The organism is Ignavibacteriales bacterium (genome assembly GCA_015709675.1).
Lineage (GTDB): Bacteria > Bacteroidota > Ignavibacteria > Ignavibacteriales > Ignavibacteriaceae > H2-BAC3.
In genome coordinates, this window is record CP054182.1 from 3,722,804 (window position 1) to 3,743,741 (window position 20,938).

At 44.4% G+C, this 20,938-nt stretch carries 13 protein-coding genes; 6 read left to right on the forward strand and 7 right to left on the reverse strand.

The genetic code is table 11. The annotated features are described in order from the left end of the window. Positions 1-2 precede the first annotated feature (2 nt). The 4 genes from HRU80_14680 to brxL are packed head-to-tail and all read left to right on the forward strand — an operon-like array spanning position 3 to position 9,733. Complete coding sequence (locus HRU80_14680; GenBank protein ID QOJ30045.1) at positions 3-1,691, forward strand: putative DNA binding domain-containing protein; 1,689 nt, start codon at positions 3-5, stop codon at positions 1,689-1,691. A 7-nt stretch (positions 1,692-1,698) separates the two neighbouring features. Then, positions 1,699-5,379 carry a BREX-1 system adenine-specific DNA-methyltransferase PglX gene (gene pglX / locus HRU80_14685; GenBank protein ID QOJ30046.1) on the forward strand — a complete coding sequence of 1,227 codons (3,681 nt, stop codon included), beginning with the start codon at positions 1,699-1,701 and terminating at the stop codon, positions 5,377-5,379. Positions 5,380-5,431: 52 nt separating this feature from the next. After that, positions 5,432-7,672, forward strand: a complete 2,241-nt coding sequence (locus tag HRU80_14690; GenBank protein ID QOJ30047.1) for a PglZ domain-containing protein — start codon at positions 5,432-5,434, stop codon at positions 7,670-7,672. A 12-nt stretch (positions 7,673-7,684) separates the two neighbouring features. After that, positions 7,685-9,733, forward strand: coding sequence for a protease Lon-related BREX system protein BrxL (gene brxL, locus HRU80_14695; GenBank protein QOJ30048.1), 2,049 nt, complete (start codon positions 7,685-7,687; stop codon positions 9,731-9,733). Between the two features lie 193 nt (positions 9,734-9,926). Here the strand turns inward: brxL and HRU80_14700 are convergent, their stop codons facing one another. From HRU80_14700 to HRU80_14715, 4 genes are read right to left on the reverse strand one after another with little or no spacing between them, the layout of a single operon-like run. After that, on the reverse strand, positions 9,927-11,093 hold the full coding sequence (locus HRU80_14700; protein QOJ30049.1) for an ABC transporter permease: 1,167 nt from the start codon (positions 11,091-11,093) through the stop codon (positions 9,927-9,929). Between the two features lie 10 nt (positions 11,094-11,103). Beyond that, a complete protein-coding gene (locus HRU80_14705) occupies positions 11,104-12,264 on the reverse strand; it encodes an FtsX-like permease family protein (GenBank protein ID QOJ30050.1) in 1,161 nt (386 codons plus the stop codon). A 9-nt stretch (positions 12,265-12,273) separates the two neighbouring features. Beyond that, a complete protein-coding gene (locus HRU80_14710; GenBank protein ID QOJ30051.1) occupies positions 12,274-12,945 on the reverse strand; it encodes an ABC transporter ATP-binding protein in 672 nt (223 codons plus the stop codon). Then, positions 12,946-14,130 (reverse strand): efflux RND transporter periplasmic adaptor subunit, encoded by a 1,185-nt coding sequence (locus tag HRU80_14715; protein QOJ30052.1) that lies wholly within the window; start codon positions 14,128-14,130, stop codon positions 12,946-12,948. Positions 14,131-14,476: 346 nt separating this feature from the next. Here HRU80_14715 and HRU80_14720 point away from each other — a divergent pair, with 346 nt between their 5' ends. Both HRU80_14720 and HRU80_14725 read left to right on the forward strand, forming a co-directional pair. Then, positions 14,477-16,804 (forward strand): TonB-dependent receptor, encoded by a 2,328-nt coding sequence (locus HRU80_14720; protein QOJ30053.1) that lies wholly within the window; start codon positions 14,477-14,479, stop codon positions 16,802-16,804. Next, complete coding sequence (locus tag HRU80_14725) at positions 16,804-17,604, forward strand: DUF4249 family protein (protein QOJ30054.1); 801 nt, start codon at positions 16,804-16,806, stop codon at positions 17,602-17,604. The genes HRU80_14720 and HRU80_14725 overlap by 1 nt, the downstream gene beginning before the upstream one ends. On the opposite strand, the gene HRU80_14730 is transcribed toward HRU80_14725, so the two are convergent. Genes HRU80_14730 through HRU80_14740 form a run of 3 tightly spaced genes read right to left on the reverse strand, consistent with a single transcriptional unit; the run spans position 17,601 to position 20,924 of the window. Continuing rightward, positions 17,601-18,080 carry a TerB family tellurite resistance protein gene (locus tag HRU80_14730; GenBank protein QOJ30055.1) on the reverse strand — a complete coding sequence of 160 codons (480 nt, stop codon included), beginning with the start codon at positions 18,078-18,080 and terminating at the stop codon, positions 17,601-17,603. The genes HRU80_14725 and HRU80_14730 overlap by 4 nt on opposite strands. A gap of 13 nt (positions 18,081-18,093) precedes the next feature. After that, positions 18,094-19,620 carry a 4-alpha-glucanotransferase gene (gene malQ / locus HRU80_14735; GenBank protein QOJ30056.1) on the reverse strand — a complete coding sequence of 509 codons (1,527 nt, stop codon included), beginning with the start codon at positions 19,618-19,620 and terminating at the stop codon, positions 18,094-18,096. Between the two features lie 20 nt (positions 19,621-19,640). After that, positions 19,641-20,924 (reverse strand): hypothetical protein, encoded by a 1,284-nt coding sequence (locus HRU80_14740; GenBank protein QOJ30057.1) that lies wholly within the window; start codon positions 20,922-20,924, stop codon positions 19,641-19,643. Positions 20,925-20,938: the final 14 nt, after the last annotated feature.

The following is a 20,938-nucleotide window of genomic DNA, read 5'->3' on the forward strand; positions in this document are numbered from 1 at the left end:
ATATGGAAATTTCCCAGTTACAGTATCTGATAAATTCCGGTGAAGGAAACCGTATCGAATTTAAGGAAGCAAATAATTCCGTTCCTTCATCACTCTATGAAACCGTTGTGAGTTTTTCAAATACGGACGGAGGTACCATACTGCTGGGCGTTACTGATAACGGAAGCATTACCGGTATATCCTCCGGTGCTGAATTTTCACTGATCAAAAATATTATCACCTCACTAAATTCCAGAGACTGCATAGATCCTCCTCTCTTTGTGGAGCCCCTTCTTGTTACTCATCCTCAGGGCCGGATAATCATTCTGCATATACCTGCAAGCAGTCAGATTCATAATCATTCGGGAAGAATTTTCGTCAGACATTTTGAAAGTGATCTGGATATAACTCATGATCAGCACCGCCTCAGCGATATCTATATCAGGAAAAGAAATTTTTTTACTGAAGGCATTATTTATCCACATCTGAGTATGGATGACCTTGACGATGCGTTATTTGAAAAAGCATTTACCCTGATCAGAAATAACAAGTCCGATCATCCCTGGCTTTTCCGGTCAAAGGAAGAACTCCTGCGCGAAGCTATTTTATGGCGAAGGGACTTTCAGTCCGGGCAGGAAGGACTGACCCTGGCAGCAGCCCTGATTTTTGGAAAAAATGAGACCATTCAAAGCATTCTTCCGGCTTATAAAACCGAAGGGCTGGTCAGAAAGCAAAATAAAGACCACTATGATGACCGGATCATCCCGCCGCTCCGGACCAATCTGATTGATACCTATCTGGAATTAAAAAAATTTATCAGTAAACATCTGCCTGAAATGTTTTTCCTCGAAGGGGATCAGCGCGTAGATCTGAGAGATAGGATTTTCAGAGAAGTTATTGGCAACGCTGTTGTTCACAGAGAATATACCAGCGCTCTTTCAACGGAATTACTTATCACAGAGCAGGAAGTAGTTATAACCAATCCAAACAAACCCCACCTTCATGGTGTGATTGACCCCAATGGTTTTAACCCATATCCTAAAAATCCGAATATCAGAAAATTCTTTACAGCTTTCGGCTGGACTGATGAGATCGGTTCCGGTATCAGAAATACCAATAAATATCTTCCCCAGTATGTTAAAGGGGCCCATCCTGTGTTTATTGATGATGATATCTTCAGGGTTATTCTGCCTCTCCGCTTTGTTTCACTGGCAAAATATACCGCCGAGTTTATTCGCTGGCTTGATCTGAAGACCGATCTTCCGCCTGCCCGGTGGGAAGGGCTTAAGCAGGTTGAATTGCCATCAGAATTCTGGAACCGAACCTGGGAAGAAGCACTCATACATTTGGTACCGGGCTGGCACAAAGCAGGTACCGGGCTGGCCCCACTTAATTGGGCTGAAAAACAACTTTTTGCCGAAGATGACCTCAAAAAGATACCTGGCTGGCATGAAAAAGGTACCCAGCTTCTTAAAAAGAAAAACTGGTATCTGATTTCCATCCTCAGCTTATGCACCGCTCCGGTTAAAATGGCTGATTTATTAGCGGCATTCGATTATAAAAACGCAAAAAAATTCAGAGATAACTATCTCAGGCCATTAAAAGATACAGGGCTTATTGCGTTTACCATTCCGGAAAAACCTACTGACCCTGATAATAAATACCTCATTACTCAGAAGGGTAAGATATTTTTAGCAACCCGATTATTGTAAACATAGTATGAAACTCTCAGAACACGCAGAACATATACGGCAGTTAATTGACCGGGCATTTAGAAACCGGCTCGGCAGAATGGGTATTCACGAAAAAAATTCTGACCAGATCAGCTCCATACCATTGCAATACCACCGGGAGCGGGAGAGAATGGATTCCATCCATAAGGTTTTTACCGCGGAAACCGGTACCACAGCAGAAGCTTACGAAAAACTTGTGGAAGAACTTACCTTTACTCTGTTTAACCGCCTTGCCGCCCTAAAAGTTATGGAGGCGCATACCCTGCATCCGGAGATCGTTACCAGGAGGGAAAGCCACGGGGGCAGGTCGTTTGCGCATCTTGCCTGGCTTGAGCAAAACCCGGAAGCCCGGAGCCATGAAGCAGAAGGGCTTATCCCCTTTCTTGAAGAACAGCTAAACAGACTGGCAGGAGATATACCCCTTTTCAGCCCCGCTCATCCCTATCACCTGCTGCCTGCCCCGCTTGAAATGCAGGGGATTATTACCGCGTATAACAGCATTGAAACAGACCCTCAGGTTGAACCCGGTATCTGGAAGAGCGATGATATACTCGGCTGGCTTTACGAAAGTTATAACAACTACAAAAAAGCCGCGCACAAAGCAAGCGGGCAGAAAACCGAATTTAACAAGGTGAGCATTCAGAGTCAGGTATATACTCCCCGGTGGGTGGTGCAGTTCCTGGTGGATAACAGTCTCGGCAAGCTCTATCTGGAAATGTATCCCGAAAGCAAAATAAAAGATAAATACAAAATAGCCGGTGCCCCTGCCTCAAGGGTGCGCGAACCAAAACCGCTGCATGAGCTGCGTATGATTGACCCGGCAAACGGCTCAGGAAATTTTCTGCTCTACGGCTTTGATCTTTTTTACGATCTTTATCTTGACCAGATTGAAGAGTACGGGGCTCCGTATGCAATTGCTGATATCCCGGAACTGATTATTACCAATAACCTGCATGGTATTGACCTTGATGACCGGGCCGTGCAGCTTGCCCAGCTTGGTTTATATATTAAGGCAAAACGGAAGAAACGCTCTGTTAAAATCGAACATTTTAACATCGTCAGCTCAGACTTTTTTCTCCCCCCGTATCAGGAGGTTAAACACCTCTTTGAAACAAATGGTCAGATAGACCGCTGGGCTGAAAAAATTATTATTGATATCTGGAAAGACCTGCAGCAGGCATATAAATTCGGTTCACTGCTGCGCCTTGAGGAAAAATTTGCAGGCCATATGAGCGTGCTTGTAAGCCAGTTTGAGAGCATTCAGATCAGTCTCTACTCAGAAGCCACTCTCGCTGATTATGAACAATTCCGGCAAAATTTCTTTTCCGGGCTTCAGAAAGCAGTGGAGGAGCATTCCAAAAAACAGGGCCTTACTTTCCTTAACACCAAAACACAGGATGCACTTACCTTTCTGCAGATTATTACGCAGAAATATGATGTCGCAGTTGCAAACCCTCCCTATACCGACAGCGCTGATTTTGGAAAGGACTTAAAAGAGTTTATTGAAACAAACTACAAAAAGCCTTATAAATTTAATTCTAATCTGTATGCTGCATTTATTAAAAGATCGTACGAATTAGCAGGTGATAAAGCCAAAGTTGCTTTGGTTCACCCTCCAACTTTTATGTATATAAAAACTTTTGAGGAAGTAAGAAAATTCATAATTGAAAAACTGAAAATTCAATTATTCGTTGAATGGGGTTATTTGGGGATGTTTCACCCTTCTGCGCGGGTTGACTCTGCAATGTATATTCTTGATAAAGCAAAGAGTGAAAAGTCAGTTCAGTTTATTAAACTGAATGATATATATGAAGGCCGAAGATATGAGGCGTTTAGTCAGGCGTATAATGACCTTCTTGCCAATCGCCCCAATAAACATAACTTTACTCTGCCTCAGGAAAAACTCAAAATCATTGACGGCTGGCCTTTTATTTATTGGATTAGTGATGGGTTTAGGGAGAAGTTTAAGGGGAAAGTACTTGGTCAAATTAATAAAGTCGCTACTGGCTTAATGACAGGAGATAATGATAGGTTTTTAAGATTTTACTGGGAGATAGATAAGCAGAAAATTTCGACATACTATCCTCATGATAATAAAAAGTGGGTACCGTATCAAAAAGGAGGACCCTTTTGTAGATGGTATGGGAATTCATGGATTCTTGTAAATTTCAAGAATGATGGTGCCGATTTGGCGACTACTGACAATAAAAGATTCTATTTTTTGGAGGGAGTCACTTATTCAGCATCAGGATCTAAGGGTGCTAGTTTTAGATATATTGAGCCCAAATATGCGTTTGATAAAGGTGGTGCTTGCATTTTTAATACATCACGATCCACCTCAACATTTTACTTGCTTGCCTTCTTGAATTCTTCATTAGCTAGTTATATTGTTGATTGCCTGAATCCAACAGTTAATATACAAAAAGGAGATCTAGAAAGAATTCCTTTTATATTACCGCCAAATCAGTTGGAACAAATTATTACGTCTATTGCCAAAGAGAATGTGTTATTTAAGCAAAAATTATACTCCTACGACTTAATTGAAGTAAACTACTTAGAATCACCTCTCCTATCATTTCAAGCCTCAACTTTAACCCATCGTATGATTGATTATCTTACAAGTAATAACTCACTTATTAGCAGGGTAATTATTAATGAAGCTATTATCAACGAACTTGTTTTTAACGTTTACAATCTCAGTTTTGAAGATAAAGAACAAGTAGAAGCAAAGATGGGGAAATCCGTTGGCTCGCTCCCCGTTTTTGAAGAAGCCCGTAGTGAGTTTCTCACCCAGATTATTGACCCGCGACCTGAGGTAGTTGATTATATAAAACAACTTCCTTTAGCATCTTTTGAAGAGAATACGGTTAGAGAAATTAAGGAGGGGTTTGAAACACTCTACCAGAGCAATAATGATCTTGAGGAGTTCTGCATACGGCATCAGGTGAACCCGATTAATGTGTGGTACTGGTTTAAGGAAGCCAACATACTGCCAAAGGCACGGGCAGCAGAGATAGCACTGGAGTTTCTTGCTGACAGCATACGCACCCTGCTTCAGCAGGATGATGACGGCATCATACCCCTGGTAGGGCTCCCCGGTGAAGATGCACTGAGTAAACGGCTTGAGGATTACTGCCTGCAGCAGGGCTTTACCCCGGCGCAGTATATGCAGCTTGACGGTCTGCTTGGCAGGACGGTTAATGAATATCTTGAGCATCACTTCTTTAAGGATCTCAGCAATCACCTTAACCTGTTTATGTATCTGCCCAAAACTCCCTTTATCTGGCATCTGAGCAGCGGCCCTCATCAGGGATTTGAAGTATATATACTGATTTATAAATGGAACCGCGACAGCTTATTTAAACTGAAATCAAAATATATAAACAACCGTGTTCAGAATTTAGGATACCGGCTCGCGCAGCTTGCGGGAGTTAACACCGCGCAGGGGCAGCAGGAATTGGAAACCATCAGATACCAGCTTCAGGAAATTGACATGTTCACAAAAAAACTTGACGAACTGATAGCTGAGGGTTATGATCCGAAACTTGATGACGGTGTAGGGAAGAATATAGCGCCTCTGCAGAAGAAGGGAATGCTCCGCGCTGAAGTTCTAAAATCGGGGGGTAAAAACTCGCAGCTTGAAAAATATCTGAACGCAGACTGGTGATTATGCAAAACGCAGTATCTGTTTACTTTGATCAAAAAGAAAAAGTTAACCAATGATTGATATATGGATTACTGAAGAACTTGACAAACTGCTTGAATCGCGGGGCAGAGTGGTTATACTTGACCCTTCCGGGCAGTGCAATTTTCTGATTCCCCTGCTTGAGCGGAAGGGATATACGCTGCTTAAAACCGGTAAGGAAAACTCCGAACACTGGCAGCAGGTGAGGGAAGAGTTCTTTCTCCGTTTCAAAGCCGAAAGCGCTCATAAAACAGATAAAGTAGTGTTTTACGCGGCGCGGCCCCTTAATGAACTCAGTTTTCTCTATGATTACTGTTTTACTCATGGAATGATTAACCTGAGTTCACCGGCGGAATGGATCAGAAAAAAACTATTTGCCCTCACCGGCATTCAGATTCAGCTTGAAAGCCCTCTGCTGATCACCGCGGCAAAGGAAAGCATTGGCAAAGAGAGCGGCTGGTGGAAAAAAATTCTGCTCGGCATAGAACAGATTATTGATATTCAGAAAGAACTTCTCCCCTTTTTGAACGGCCCGGAGGAATATAAAAACGAAAAGGACCCGGATGTTTACCTCCTTTTTGAAGTAAAACTTTTTGAACTGCTTGAGCAGCCGGTAAGAACCATCCCCCCGAAAACGCTTGCTGCTGAGATTACGCAGAAGATTTTTTCCGGCCTCATGAGCAATACCCTCAGTGGTGTTCTGCTCGAGGTTTATTATGCATGGGCTGACAGCAATACTTATTACAGCCGGCTTGAAGAATACAGGGCAGCACATGAAATAAGCAGCATAACAGATTTCTGGGAAGCACACCCTGATCATTGCTTTGAGGCGATTGACCGGATGCAGCTTAAAGATATCGCCTTACATTTCAGGGATAAGAGTTATATCACTGAAAAACTCCGGAAAGCAGCTCCGCGGATCAGGAACAGAAAATCGCTCAGGTTTATTCCGTCCTGGTGGAAAGATATACAGACTCTGGCAGAATTCAACACGGAGCCGCTTGGTGCCTGCAACTCTTTTGGTAAAGTCATAGATTTTTACAAGACTCATTTCCATAAACTTGACCGGGCAGTCAGAAATCTCTATGCTGAGTTTATACAGGAAGAAGATATCCTGAGACCTTTGCAGGAACACTATGAAAGCAGGCTGGCAGAACTGCTTGAACACTGGTATGATTTCAGCAGCAGCTACAAAGAGGACCAGAGCGGACATCTGCCCCGGCTGTTCAGAAGCTCAAAAGGAAGAATAGCAGTAATCGTCTGCGACGGGCTCCGTTACGAGATTGCAGAGAGCATTGCCGCCGGTATGGAGTCAAACTGCCGAATTGTTAAAAACATTATGATTGCAGGAATTCCCTCCATAACCGAACACAATATGAGCGCGCTCTATTCAGAAAGCGGAGAGGAGTTTATGATTCATGCTGAACGGGAAAAACAGCTTCTGGCACAATCAGGAAAGGAGATTGCCTTCCTTGACCTTGAAGAACTGCATGAAGGGGTAACCGGAGACAATCTGGTGCTGACTTACAAAGATATTGATGACGCGGGAGAAAAGCTGCAGCAGGGAGTGCTGAAACTCTTCAGGGAATTCGAAAAAGTAATCACCGAAAAAATTCTTCTGCTGCTTAAAATGAATTTTCATGAAGTGCATCTGGTTACTGATCACGGTTTTGTGCTTACCGGGCTTCTTACTGAAGCTGATAAACTTGACCCTGCCGCAGAAGGGAAAAAAGAGGTGCATGAAAGGTTTCTGCGCACCGCGGAAAAACAAAACAGAAATGACTGGATTCAGTTTGAACGGCCGCATGATGGCTACCGGTATGTATATGCAGCAAAAAATCACCGGCCTTTTAAGTCAAAGGGTGTATATGGTTTTGCCCACGGCGGACTGACGCCGCAGGAGATTATCATTCCAAATTTTGTTTTCAGCCGCTCCGGTTCTGCAGCTGCAGGGCTGAAAGTAAGCATCATTAATAAAAAAGATCTGGCTGCAGTAACCGGAGAATACTTTGTGGTAAAACTTACCGCTGACCGGGGCAGGGCTGATCTTTTTAGTTCTTCAAGAAAAGTGCAGCTATTGCTCTATGCGCAGAATATTCTGCAGAGCACCAGCGCACTCATTGCTATTGAAGCGGGTAGTTCCGCTTCTGCTGAATTTTCGTTTGGCGGCAGCAGCACTATCAATGCCGTTCTGACTGACGCGGAAACGAAAGAGCATCTGGATTCAGTAAAGGTTTCAAAATCAAACGCAAGAGACTTAGACGGTCTTTTATAGGAGGATATATTTATGATCATATTGGATGAACTTGATAAAAAAGCGCTCGAACACTTCAGGGGCTTTGTAGTAAAAAAAGATATCGTGGGTATTATAAAAGGGGGCGCTAATGTTCCCGCTTTTGTCCTTGAGTATCTGCTGGCTAATTCCTGCAGCACCGAAGATGAACAAAAACTAAGTGAGGGAATTGAAAATGTAAAAGGGGTGCTGCGAAAGCATTATGTGAATCCTGAAGAGAGCACGCTGATACAGTCAAAAATCAGGGAGAGCGGCAGGTATAAAATTATTGATAAAATTTCCGTAGAACTTGAAGCAAAAAAAGACCGTTACTGGGCAAGAATAAGCAACAGCAACATCAAAAACGCAAACATCAGCGATGATCTGGTTAAGAGCCACGAAAAGCTTCTGCTTGGCGGTATTTGGGCAATAATTGATATGGAATACGATCCGATGATCACAGACGGATCAGTGGTATATCCTTTTGTTGTGCGGGGCATACAACCAATTCAGCTTTCAGCATTCAACAACAATACCATTGCAGAAAAAAGAAAAGAATTTACCACCGCGGAATGGCGAACTCTTCTGCTCCGCAGCGCGGGTTACGAACCGGAAAGTGAAGGGCTTGATGAGAGGAAGCAAAATCTGCTGCTCTGCCGCCTGATTCCCCTTGTTGAGGCAAATTTCAATATGGTTGAACTTGGTCCGCGCTCTTCAGGAAAATCATATATTTATAAGGAAATCACTCCTTATGCAATACTGATTTCAGGGGGGCAGGGTACCGTGGCCCAGCTTTTTGTGAATAACTCCACCGGCAAGGTTGGCGCTGTAGGGCTGTGGGATGCAATCTGCTTTGATGAAAGTACTGACCGTCTGTTTAAAGACCGCGATGCAATTCCTCTCATGAAAGACTATATGGAGTCCGGCTCATTCTCACGGGCAAAAGGGGGTGAGATAACTGGTTCTGCTTCAGTCATCTTAAACGGAAACATCAATCAGCCGGTTGAAACTGTCCTGCAAACTTCACATCTGTTTAGCCCCCTGTCAGAAGAAGTTAATTATGACACTGCATTTTTAGACAGAGTTCATCTCTTCCTTCCGGGGTGGGAGATATCGAAGTTTAGCCCCTCTAACTTTACCACACATTTTGGTTTCAGTACGGACTTCTTCTCCGAGGTGCTAAAATCTCAGAGGAAAACCACCCACTTTGAAGTAATTGATAAATATTTTACGCTTGGTTCTCATTTAAAACAGCGGGATTCCAAGTCTGTAAGAAAAATTGTATCCGGCTTCATCAAGCTGCTTCACCCGGACGGTAACTACACGAAAGAAGATATTCACGCATATCTTGAAACCGCAATGGAAATGCGCCGGCGGGTAAAAGAACAGCTAAAACGAATCGGAGGTGTGGAGTTTTGGGATACTAATTTCAGCTATGTGGATAAAGAAACACAGGAGGAAAAATATATCGGATTGCCAGAAGAACGGGGTTCTTCCCTAATCGAAAGCAACCCGCTGCCTCCGGGTGTATGTTATTCAGCAACAAGCGACGGTTCAACAACTGCACTGGTAAAAATTGAGGTTGTTGCCATCAAAGGCAGCGGTAAATATACAGTAACCGGAACCAATTCAACCGAGGTGAAAGAGAACATCAGGAATACGTACAACTATCTGAGGGCAAACGAAAAGAAAATTTTGAATGACCAGCATTCACTTTCACAGTTCGATCTGAATATACAAATCAGCCGTCTTGCGGGTGCATCGGTCAGCGGCGGTATAGGAAGCGCAGTCTATGTAGCTATTATCTCAGCTATTTATAAGAAAAATCTGAAGCCGGCAATGGCAGTATTGGGCAACATCTCTGTTGGCGGAGCTATTGAGCGGTCACATGAATTTCCGGATAAATTTTCCATACTTTCGGAAAATGGAGCAAAGACGATCCTGACTCCGATAGATAATATCTCCGAAATAAACTCATTGCCTGCAGCGATTATGGGTAAAACTGACGCACCTTTTTATGCAAACAGCCAGATGCTGCTGCAGAAATCATTGTTCAATGAGTGACAGAGGGGGAGTTGGAATTGGTGTGAATTTCATTTAAAACCGGGTCCAGCTAAATTTCATACTCTTTCTCTGACCCTGGGGGGGGGTCAGAGAAATGGTTGTCCAATGTTTTGGTTTTTCTATAAAGGAATGTTAGTATTTCTTCTTCAGCACTTTTTCATTACTAATTACTACCTGCGAATTACTAATTACTCTAACTTCCTCGTAACGCATTAACGATATTCAGGCGGGCTGCGCGGACTGCAGGAAGAAATCCTCCCACTATACCCATCACCAGCGAGAATATGACTGAAATAATCACAATATCTGGTGACAGCGCAAACTTAAATTCCAGTTCAGAAAATGACTGGAAGTTGAGTGTGGAAATTGAGAAGAACTGCAGCAGCGATGCAAGCGCAACTCCGATTATTCCGCCTACGAATGCAATAAAGAGGGATTCAATCAGGAATGCGGTCAGCACACTTCTCCTCTTGAATCCGAGAGCGCGGAGTGTCCCGATCTCAACCGTTCTGTTCGCAACGGATGCATACATGGTAATTGCGGCACCGATGATGGAGCCGAGCGAAAAGACCACCGTAATAAATATACCGAGTATCTGGATGAACATAGCAAGCCCTTCTGACTGCTCTGCGTAGTAATCAGTTTCGATCTTTACTTCAAACTGATTCAGTCGTTTGTCATTCTCAAAGACCCCGCGGATAGTCGGAAGTATGGATGCATCATCAACCTTAAAAGTAACGGAAGAAAATGCAGCCGGCCTGTTAAATGCATCAAGCATCTGAAGACCGTCACCCCAGATTTCGGAATCAAATCCGCTTCCATCGGTATCGTATATACCGACCACGGTCCAGAAGTCTCCGGCAAATTTAATTTTATCGCCTATTTTGGTATTCGCAAACCGTTCATTGATAGATCTGCCCACAATAAGCTCGCGGGAGCCCGGCTCAAAGTATCTTCCTTCCGAAATAACTACCTGCGGCCTTAGTTCCTTAACTTCGGGAGAGACACCGCGCACGGTTATATTGCTCAGTCCTCCTTCCTTTTTGTCAAGGTTGATGATCACCACGGGTTCCAGCGATGCAACAGGTTTACCCTGAGCATTCTTTTTAGGATATGGCAGGGTAAGGATGATATTTGCTATATCACCAGTGACGATGCTTGATATTTCTCCATTTGATGCTTTCCGTACCACCTTCACATTGTCAGGTGAACCGGTCTGGGCGAGGGTTTTCTTTATTCCGTATGCCATCATCAGCACAGCGGCGAACACAAACACCACCAGAGCGATGCCTGCAACCGTAACGCCGGTTGTCAGTTTTCTGGTTGCAAAATTCCGGATGCTGTATTTTATTGGTATCATATATCCTCCTCTATCCTATATGCCTGAAGCCCTCTACGATCGGAGTACGGAGAGCTTTAATGATGGGAAACACAGATGATATCACTCCGACCAGGAGCGCGGCAACAAACGCATATACCAAGATATGGTACTCAAGATTAAAGACCGGGAAGATATTCTTCGGGATTGCTTCCCCTATTCCCTGCACAATGGGGAATGACAGCAGTATGCCAACCACTCCGCCGGTAAAAGCAATTACCATAGACTCCCCTATTATCAGCCATGAAAGATGTTTGCCTGCAAAGCCGAGCACTTTCATTACCGCATACTCCTTCGTTCTCTCGCGTGATGCCATAATCATCGTGTTGGCAAGCACCAGCATTATGATACCGATAATAACCCATGAGAGTACATTCATAGCTGTAAGGATTGAGCTTACCGAAGACATGAATCCCTGAGCAAATGCCCTTTCCGATTCGGTCTTGGTTTCAGCGCTTGAATTCTTAAATAGCTCATCAATTTTAGCGGAAATCTCACCTGAGCGGTTCGGGTCTGATATCCGGATGATGTACCACCCTACTTCACCTGCCCTGAAAGGTGACTCCTGCTTCATCCGCTCATCAACATACTCCCAGTGGAAGAACATCTGGGTAGCATCACCGTTTTTTATGTTTGGAGTATATATTCCCCGCACGACAAAATCCCATGTGCCGGGATATATATCCCCCTCCAGCCGGATAATGTCTCCGAGTTTAAATCCATAAAGTTTCACCAGATCAGAACCTACCACGCAGCTGTTCCGCTCCCGCTTAAAGGCCTCAAGCTGATCAGGGGGCACAACATATTCAGAGTAGATATCAAAAGCGGTTTCAGCTTCCACTGCCAGCCGCCCGAAGAAATTGCTTTTATCTTTATAAACACCTCCGAACCAGTTCGCGAAAGTGACCTGTTCCACTCCTTCAACATTTTTTATCCTCTCGCGGTATGAGTATGGGAGCGGAAAGATAAAGGAAACTGCCTGCCGTGTTATCAGACGGTTTGCAGCCGTTGCCTCAATTCCGGCATCCCACGCGTTCACCACAGTCCGGAGTATATCGAATGCAATCACGGCAATAGCAATACCGGCAATCGTCAGAAACGAACGGAGCTTATGCCTGAAAGCATTTTTAAACATTAGTTTAATCAGTTTCATGGTACCGCCTTATGCCAGTTCGCCTTTATCAAGATGCAGCACTTCATCTGCTTTTCCGGCAGCGTGAGGATCGTGCGTCACCATGACGATGGTCTTTTTGAATTCTTTATTCAGCCTTTCAAGCAGTGTGAGAATTTCCTCAGCTGAGTGTTTATCAAGATCTCCCGTAGGCTCATCCGCGACAATGAGAATAGGGTCAGTAACTATAGCCCTTGCAATAGCCACCCTTTGTTCCTGACCGCCTGACAGCTGCTTCGGGTAATGATCCATCCTATCCCCCAGCCCGACAATCTGCAGTGCTGTTTCAACATGCTTTTTCCTTTCCGCTTTTGAAAGAGGAGTAAGGATAAGGGGAAGTTCAACATTTTCGTACGCGGTGAGAACGGGAATCAGATTATAGAACTGAAAAACAAAACCAACGCTGTTTGCACGCCATTTAGCCAGTGCAGTTTCGCTTAAAGAAGTAATTTCCGTTCCTTTGACGGATATACTCCCTTTGGTAGGACGGTCAATCCCGGCTATCAGATTTAGCAGGGTTGTCTTTCCCGATCCTGAAGGGCCCATCAGCGCAAGAAATTTACCTTCGGGTACCTGAAGCGAAAGATCGTTCAGTACCGGAATTTCGAATTTATCACGCTTATACATTTTCGAGACTGCGTTCACATGAATGAGCGTATCCATTTATTCTCCTTTTTGTTTTACCGGACTTCCGGCTTGTAATGCATCTGTCAGATTATTAATAACGCGCTCCCCGGAAGCTAACCCGCCGGTAACCTCGATAAATGAACCAACCAGTTCTCCGGTGGTAATTTCTTTTTCTTCAGCCGTACCGCCGGCCAGGATATATACATATTTTTTTCCGTCACGATCCCTTACTGCGGTAACCGGAAGCACCGTATATGATTTGCTCGCCTGTTCGCTCACTTCGGCATCCTTATTAAGAAATGCAACTTTAGCGCCCATTTCCGGCAGCACTCGGGAATCATAATTTCTGAAACCAACTTTAACCAGTACCGTGGCCTTTGCTCTGTCGGCTGTCGGAACAATTTTGGTCACATAACCCTGATAGCGGATATCACTATAGGCATCCAGGGTTATTTCGCACGGCTGCCCGGGTTCTATCCGGTATATATTGGATTCCGAAACGTCAGTCTCAACCTCAAGTGAGCTCATATCAGCAATTGTTACCACTGCTGCCCTGGATGAAGCACTTGCGGCAAATGGTGCCACAATTTCCCCCACATCAGCATTTTTAGTCAGCACGGTGCCGTTAAAAGGTGCCCTGATGCGGGTATTCTCAAGGTTAACTTCCTGTGCCTCAATCTGTGCTTTGGCAATAGCAATATTGGCAAGAACTCTCAGATAGCGCGCCTCAGCGTTTTCAAAGGACATTTGTGAAGTAGCTCCGCTCTGCAGCATTTCTTTTTCACGTTTAAGCTGATTTTCCGCATCCTTTAAATCAGCTTCGCTCAGCAGGAGTGCAGCTTTAGCTGCATTTAGTGCCGCTATGACATCGGAATCCTCAAGACGGGCTATTATCTGATCTTTTGTGACTTTATCGCCTTCAACCACGCCAAGAAAAACCAGACGGCCGGTTCCTTTGGAGGCAACAGCTGCCTTTCTCTGGGCAACGACGTATCCGCTTGCATTCAGAACAGAAGAAACTTGAGAAGGTGTATATTGAGTAAGTGTAACTGTGGTGACTTCGGGGGCTGGATTAAAAAACGAATCTTTATTTATAAATCCGATAACCGCAGCCAGCAAAATGACTGCTGAAATAATGTAGATTTTCCATCCGCCTCCGCCTGAAGTTTTTTTTGACCTGTCAATCTTTAGCGAAGAAAGATCGGCATGTTTAACTTCCATTAAACGGCTCCTGTATCATAAAATGTGAACCGCTAAAATAGGAACATTTTCAAAATGTTCATCATTATTTTATGATTAATGGTTGTTAGGAAGGGATGAAGGGCTTTTTTTGAATTACTTAAAAACAGGTGATTTCCTGTCATCCGCAATGATCAGCAGGTTAAAACCCGACCTTATCGTTGCCTATTTAACGAACTTCCTACGTGGCAGCATCCGGTCTTGCTTTAATAATCCGAAGTGCACTCTGAATACACAAATACCGATGCCTGCTGCCGGCAGCACTTACCGTAAATTGTAAAAAGTTTTCTATTTTGAGGGCTGAAATGAATAAAATTACACAGCTATTTTGACTCTAAGGCGAATTCCCTTTCTCTTCCTGTTCCTCTTCAGTCTGGCAGGGGCTCAGCAGAAACCATACGATGTTTCCGGCAGGATTATTGAAGCCGGTTCTGGCGAACCGCTGATCGGTGCCAACGTCCTGATTTATAAGGACAGTACCCGCTCAGATGCTCCGCTCCGGGGAGCTGCAACCAACAAGTTCGGTTATTACTCCTTCCTCAACCTGCAATCCGGAACGTATTATTTTTTCATCAGCTCTCTCGGTTACGAAACGCTGATGAAAGTTATCTCTCTTACCGGAACCAACCATTCTCCGAAGCACAATTTTGAACTGCGAAAGCAGGATGTGCAGCTTGATGAGGTTGTGGTTGAGGATAAAAAGCGTCTTGACTTCACTACCACGACCAGTACCATAGACGTCTCCCCCGAAATGGTTAAAACGCTCCCCTCCCTCGGAGGAGAAACTGATATTTTCAGGGCATTGCAGCTTCTGCCCGGAGTTAAGACCGCGTCAGAAATAGCGACCGGTATATACGTCCGGGGCGGGTCGGCTGACCAGAATCTCACTCTGGTTGATGGTGTGACAGTATATAATCCTTCTCACCTTGGCGGTTTTGCCTCCACTTTTAACGGTGATGCTGTGCAGGATATCAAACTCATGAAAGGCGCCTTCCCGGCAGAATACGGCGGAAGGCTTTCCAGTGTTCTTGACGTCACCATGAGAGAAGGAAACAGGGAAAAATTTGTAGGAACAGCAGGACTCAACCTGATTTCGGGCAGAGTTACCATAGAAGGCCCGCTTTCTGACTCCTCCACCTATATTTTCTCGGCACGGCGGATGTTTCTGGACAAACTTCTCTCTGCATTTCCTGACGCAGATAATATTCCCCGCTACAACTTTTATGATTTTAACGGCAAGGTGAATTACTATATATCCGATATTGACCGGATATTTGTATCGGGATTTTTCAGCGCAGACCGTCTTTCGAACCCTCCCGCAAATACCGATATTGACTTTGGTATTGACTGGAGCAATGCAACCACCAACCTTACCTGGACACGGTTTAATTCAGCATCAGTCTTCACTAACACATCACTGATGCTCACCAACTATGAGTTTTCTACACTGATAAAAGATAAATTCCCCACTGCCATATCACTTGACTTTTACACAGGATCAGAAATCACCGATCTCCGGCTGCTCCGTGATATGCAGATTATTCTGGGAGAAAATCACACCATTAAAACCGGCGCTGAAATTATCTATCATGATTTTTCAACCACCACGAGCGATTATTTTATTGATGAACTGCTGTATAAGGATGGCTACGGAAAATCCATTAAATCTTTTGAAGCCTCCATTTACGCACAGGACGAAATAAAGATCGGTGACTTTCTTTCTGCGAACGGCGGTCTCAGGATGTATTACTTCCAGAATGGTCAGTTCCTGCAGTTTGAGCCCCGCGCATCAGTTACCTGGTTCTTCCTGGACCGGTTCACGCTCCGGTCTTCATTTTCCATAGCGCATCAGAATCTGCATCTACTTGCACGAAACGATATATTTCTCCCCACAGATGTCTGGTATCCTTCAACGGCAAAAATAAGGCCTTCCAAAGCAGTGCAGGGCTCACTTGGTTTTGAAGCAATTTCATATAACAAAAGTTATCTTTTCTCAATCGAAGGTTATTATAAAAAGATGACCAATCTGCATGAGTACCGGGATAACGCAACATTTGCCTATGAATCAGACTTCGAAGATCAGATAACCACCGGATATGGCGAGGCATACGGAGTTGAGTTTTTCATCAACAAACGGCTTGGTGCGTTCACCGGATGGATCGGATATACACTTGCCTATACCAAACGGTTCTTTGACCGGCTGAACCGCGGCTTACCATTTTATCCCCGTTTTGACAGACGGCATGATATATCCGTTGTTACTTCCTATACGTTTAATGAGAATCTCTCCTTTGGCGCAACCTGGACCTACAGCACAGGGCAGGCATATTCGCTTCCCGTAGGGCAGTATTCCATGCTCTCGCTCACAAGGGTAAACCCGGCCAAACCTGATATTCTTTTTGAATACTCAAACCGTGACGGATACCGTCTGCCGCCATTCCACAAACTTGATATCTCAGCTCGTTATATTTACCGTATGGAAGAGAGTGACCTGGAATTTTCACTAAGCATTTATAATGCATACAACCGCTATAACGCATTTTCAAAATATATCGGCTATAAACTCAGCTCAGACGGCAAGACAAAAATTCCCGTTCTGAAACAGTTCACCCTGTTCCCGTTCCTGCCCACGCTCGGAGTTAATTTTACGTTCTGATGATGAAGAAATTTTATCTTTTACTTGTCCTGCTCCCATTATTTATCTTCTTTTCAGGATGTGAAAACTCCGTTGAAGAAGAGGAGTTCCCTTTTGAGTTCCGCCTGGTAATCCGCGGAATACTTGAGCCCGGCAAAGCCGCCGCGAATATATATATAGGCCGCACCATGCCCATCTCATCACAGTTTTCGCAGGGATTTGCGAACGTTACCGATGCCGCTGCTGTGATACTCCACAATGGCACATTCTTTCCTCTCCGTCATACCATTAACGGATTATACCGTAATGATACGCTTATTATCCGTGCAGGCGAAACATATCAGCTTCTGGTACAGTGGGAGGATAAACTTGCAACCGCAGAAACTACCATCCCCAACAGAGGCATCATAAGCAAGCCGGTTGTTAAAACAGAGATAAACGGGGCAGAATCGAAAAATTTTGTTGAAACAGCAGTCGCACCTTTCGCGAATGAGGTGTATGCTGCTACCTGGGTTGCATTCAGTATAAGCGGTGCGGTTACACAGGAAGATTCTTCCATTGCGGCAGTAATGAAACGGGGTGATAACGGACAAATGAAGGTAACTACCAGCCAGGTTCCCTCACCAATCGGAACACAGAACCTCGGTATGCGGATGTTTATCTATGATGCCCCCTTTTACGACTACTATTATTCACAGGGTTCAAACAGAACCTCAGACCTGGTGTTCGGCCAGCCGCAGAATAATATCAAGTGGAATGTTCAGGCAGACGGCATCGGTATGTTCATTGGACGGCGCGATACCCTGCTCAGAATGAATTAAAGCAGAAGCCCGAGCTCCCGTCTTACATCTTCCTTTGCATTCCCAATCATCCGGTTATCCAGATTAAGCAGGAGCATGATCTTACGGACCATTTCCTGCTCATGGGTATGCAGTTCTTCGTCACTGTAAACCACGCGCCAGATATCCTTCACCAGTTCAAACTTTTCATCAACATCATAATGCTCGTTTATATATCTGGCAAATGTTTCAAGTCCGTGAGCATCTGTCATCTGCTGTTCTGAAAGGTGTATCAGATCCTCAACTTCAAATTCATCAAGACTGAAGGTTTTCTGCAGTATCTGCACAATCCGGGCTTTTTCCCCTTCTGAAAAGTCATCATCAGATTTTGCCATGCCAAGCAGTATGGCGCAGCTTGCCAGCTGAGTCTGATGGGTACGCTCGAAATCATCTTTCGCTTTCTTAGGTGAAGATGAAGCTATTTTTCTGAAAATCGGGAAATCAAAGAACTTTGACATGAGCTGCTCCTTGTTAATTTGATTTTTTCCGGGCCGGAATTCTTTCGTATAAATGTGACAAATAACGGTAATAGTCAGCGAGCCGGTGGTCAATCTGCTCCCATTGAAAGCGCCAGCCCCAATTGCCTGCAGGCCTTCCTGGGAAGTTCATTCTTGCTCCGGTTCCAAGGTTCAGGATATCCTGCATCGGTATTACCACGGTGTCAGCTACTGAGGCATACGCCAGGCGTATCAGCTTTACACAGATATCGTCACCATAGTAGTCCAGATAATTCTGAACGGATTTATATATATCGTTTTCGTTATGCTGGTGCCGGGCTGCTTCAAAATATCCGCGTGTGGTGTCGTTATCATGGGAACCTGTATATACCACGCAGTTCTTGTCGAAATTGTGGGGCAGGAATTTTGCTTCCATCCCCTTACCGAAAGCAAACTGCAGAATTTTCATCCCGGGAAAGCCGAACGTATCGCGCAAATCCTCGACTGTAGGGGTAATAACTCCCAGATCTTCAGCCATAATGGGAACATCACCCAGTTCTTTCAGAACACTCGCAAAAAACTTTTTACCCGGCGCTTTAACCCATTTTCCGGTTTCGGCAGTCGGGGCATTTCCTGGGATTTCCCAGTATGCATCAAAACCGCGGAAGTGATCTATACGGAGGATATCAACCATTTCAAGGAGATTCCTGATACGGTCCTTCCACCATTTAAATCCGTCTTTTTCCATCACTTTCCATTTATAAAGCGGATTTCCCCAAAGCTGCCCTGTAGGAGAAAAATAGTCAGGAGGAACACCTGCAACCGTAAGCAGTTTTCCGGTTTCATCCACGGAGAAAAGTTCTTTATTCGCCCAAAGGTCTGAGCTGTCATAAGCGATAAAAATCGGGAGATCACCGATGATTTTAATGCCCTGTGAGTGAGCGTATTCTCTCAGATTATGCCACTGCTTGTGGAATATATATTGCACAAATATCTGGTAACGTATTCTTTCCGCAAGTTTTTTCTTCCATGCGGTTACCGCGCTTGGTTTTCTGAGAGCAATATCGGTATCCCAGGTAGTCCAGAGCGCACCGCCATGATACTCTTTGCATGCCATAAAGAGAGCAAAATCATCAAGCCATTCTTTATGTTTTTTCTCAAATTTTTTCATTTCAGCAGCATCATGCGGATCAGGGTTTTCAGTAAACCGCTGATAGGCAACTGAAAGCCAGACTTTCTTCAGTTCAATAATCTGCCCAAAATCTATGGCCACAGGGTTATGGGGAGGTATATCCTCAACATCTTCTTCCGTGAGATACCCGTCCTTTATAAGCAGATCGGGACTGATAAGAAGCGGATTCCCCGCGAATGCAGAAAAACACTGATACGGACTGTCGCCATAGCCGGTCGGCCCCAGAGGAAATACCTGCCAGAGTGACTGCCCTGCATCTTTAAGAAAATCAATAAACTTATACATTTCGGGACCAAGGTCACCGATACCGTATTTTCCTGGTACTGACGTCGGATGAAGAAGAATTCCTGCCGATCTCTCAAATTTCATATATATCCTGTAAAGCTCTGTTAAATATTTGAAATAAGCCGGAATCCGTAAAGCAGATTCTTCTGCGGCACAAAACCAAGCGAAACATTATCATAGGTAAAGCTCCAGCTGTAATTAAGCACAAATGCAAGTGCTCCCAGCCCGTAAACATTAGGCAGCAGCGTAATCGGAGCATCAAGGGTTATAACCGTTCTTGTATCAGGCTGCTTAAGCTGATTAATCAGTCCGGTTACATCCTGGAAAGCTTTTGTTTTAAGCAGCAGCCGGGCGGAAAGCAGTTCCCCTTCCTCACCGAGTAATGTACGCGGAAGGTAGAGTGATACAGCAGCGTTAAATTCATTCAGATCCATACCGGCATAGTTGGTAAAATAGAAACCCTCTACCGCGAATTTCATTTCTGAGGGGTCTTCATTTTTATAACCGATGCTGGCATAAAAATTTGTTCCTCCCGAGGATTTTGGATACTTATCAAACAGCGAATCCGCTTTGTTGAAACCTATTTTTCTGTCCTTTTCATAAAAAGCATCAAAAAATCCCCATTCAAAGCCGGGGCCCAAACGCATAAGAGAACCGCTCAGGTTAAAGAAAAAACTTTCCGTACCGAATCTTGCTCCCACCAGACCGAGCTGACCGTTTCCTCTGCCAAGAATCTGCCCCATGCCCCCAACAACATAGAAATAGTTGTAATCCGCAATTTCAAGTGCTGAATATAATTCCGCGGCAAACGCGCCGGCTGATTCTTTGGTGTCTTTATTATTGTCAGGGTTTACGTCATATCCACCGCTTACATTAAGCTTAAAGTTCGCTAAAAACGGAAGATCAATTCCCATTGCACCGGTAAATACTTCAGGATTTTCAATGTTGTTGGTCATTGCATTTATGCTGAAACCCTCCACATTTATTCCGGCATACGCACCGCTCTTCATATTGTTTTCATCAAGGCGGGTATTATAATTATTTACGATCATTCCGGTGTAGCCCTGAGAATACCCCTCAACAGCGCCGGCCATGATATAGGCAGTATTCGTTCCTATATAAGCATATTTGAATGAGTTTCCGAACTTAGTATCAATTTTGCGGATTTCGTTCGTAGAGAGGTTATAGGGGATATTCAGGTCAAACCTGGTTCCGAAAAACCCTGGGAGCGTTAACTCCGGGGCTACTTTTACATCAAGAAAATTTCCTCCCTCAACCCCTTCAATAGTACGGTACTTTACATCCGTATTCAGGTCAAAATCAAAATCCTGGGCAAATGAGGTAAAAGATGAAACAGCAACGAACAGAAGAAGCACAAAACGGGTCATAATCCTCTCACAGT

Excerpts from the sequence above, each read along its gene's own strand:
- HRU80_14680 (QOJ30045.1), top strand. The coding sequence starts at position 3 with ATGGAAATTTCCCAGTTACAGTATCTGATAAATTCCGGTGAAGGAAAC.
- pglX (QOJ30046.1), top strand. The coding sequence starts at position 1,699 with ATGAAACTCTCAGAACACGCAGAACATATACGGCAGTTAATTGACCGG.
- HRU80_14690 (QOJ30047.1), top strand. The coding sequence starts at position 5,432 with ATGATTGATATATGGATTACTGAAGAACTTGACAAACTGCTTGAATCG.
- brxL (QOJ30048.1), top strand. The coding sequence starts at position 7,685 with ATGATCATATTGGATGAACTTGATAAAAAAGCGCTCGAACACTTCAGG.
- HRU80_14700 (QOJ30049.1), bottom strand. The coding sequence starts at position 11,093 with ATGATACCAATAAAATACAGCATCCGGAATTTTGCAACCAGAAAACTG.
- HRU80_14705 (QOJ30050.1), bottom strand. The coding sequence starts at position 12,264 with ATGAAACTGATTAAACTAATGTTTAAAAATGCTTTCAGGCATAAGCTC.
- HRU80_14710 (QOJ30051.1), bottom strand. The coding sequence starts at position 12,945 with ATGGATACGCTCATTCATGTGAACGCAGTCTCGAAAATGTATAAGCGT.
- HRU80_14715 (QOJ30052.1), bottom strand. The coding sequence starts at position 14,130 with ATGGAAGTTAAACATGCCGATCTTTCTTCGCTAAAGATTGACAGGTCA.
- HRU80_14725 (QOJ30054.1), top strand. The coding sequence starts at position 16,804 with ATGATGAAGAAATTTTATCTTTTACTTGTCCTGCTCCCATTATTTATC.
- HRU80_14730 (QOJ30055.1), bottom strand. The coding sequence starts at position 18,080 with ATGTCAAAGTTCTTTGATTTCCCGATTTTCAGAAAAATAGCTTCATCT.
- malQ (QOJ30056.1), bottom strand. The coding sequence starts at position 19,620 with ATGAAATTTGAGAGATCGGCAGGAATTCTTCTTCATCCGACGTCAGTA.
- HRU80_14740 (QOJ30057.1), bottom strand. The coding sequence starts at position 20,924 with ATGACCCGTTTTGTGCTTCTTCTGTTCGTTGCTGTTTCATCTTTTACC.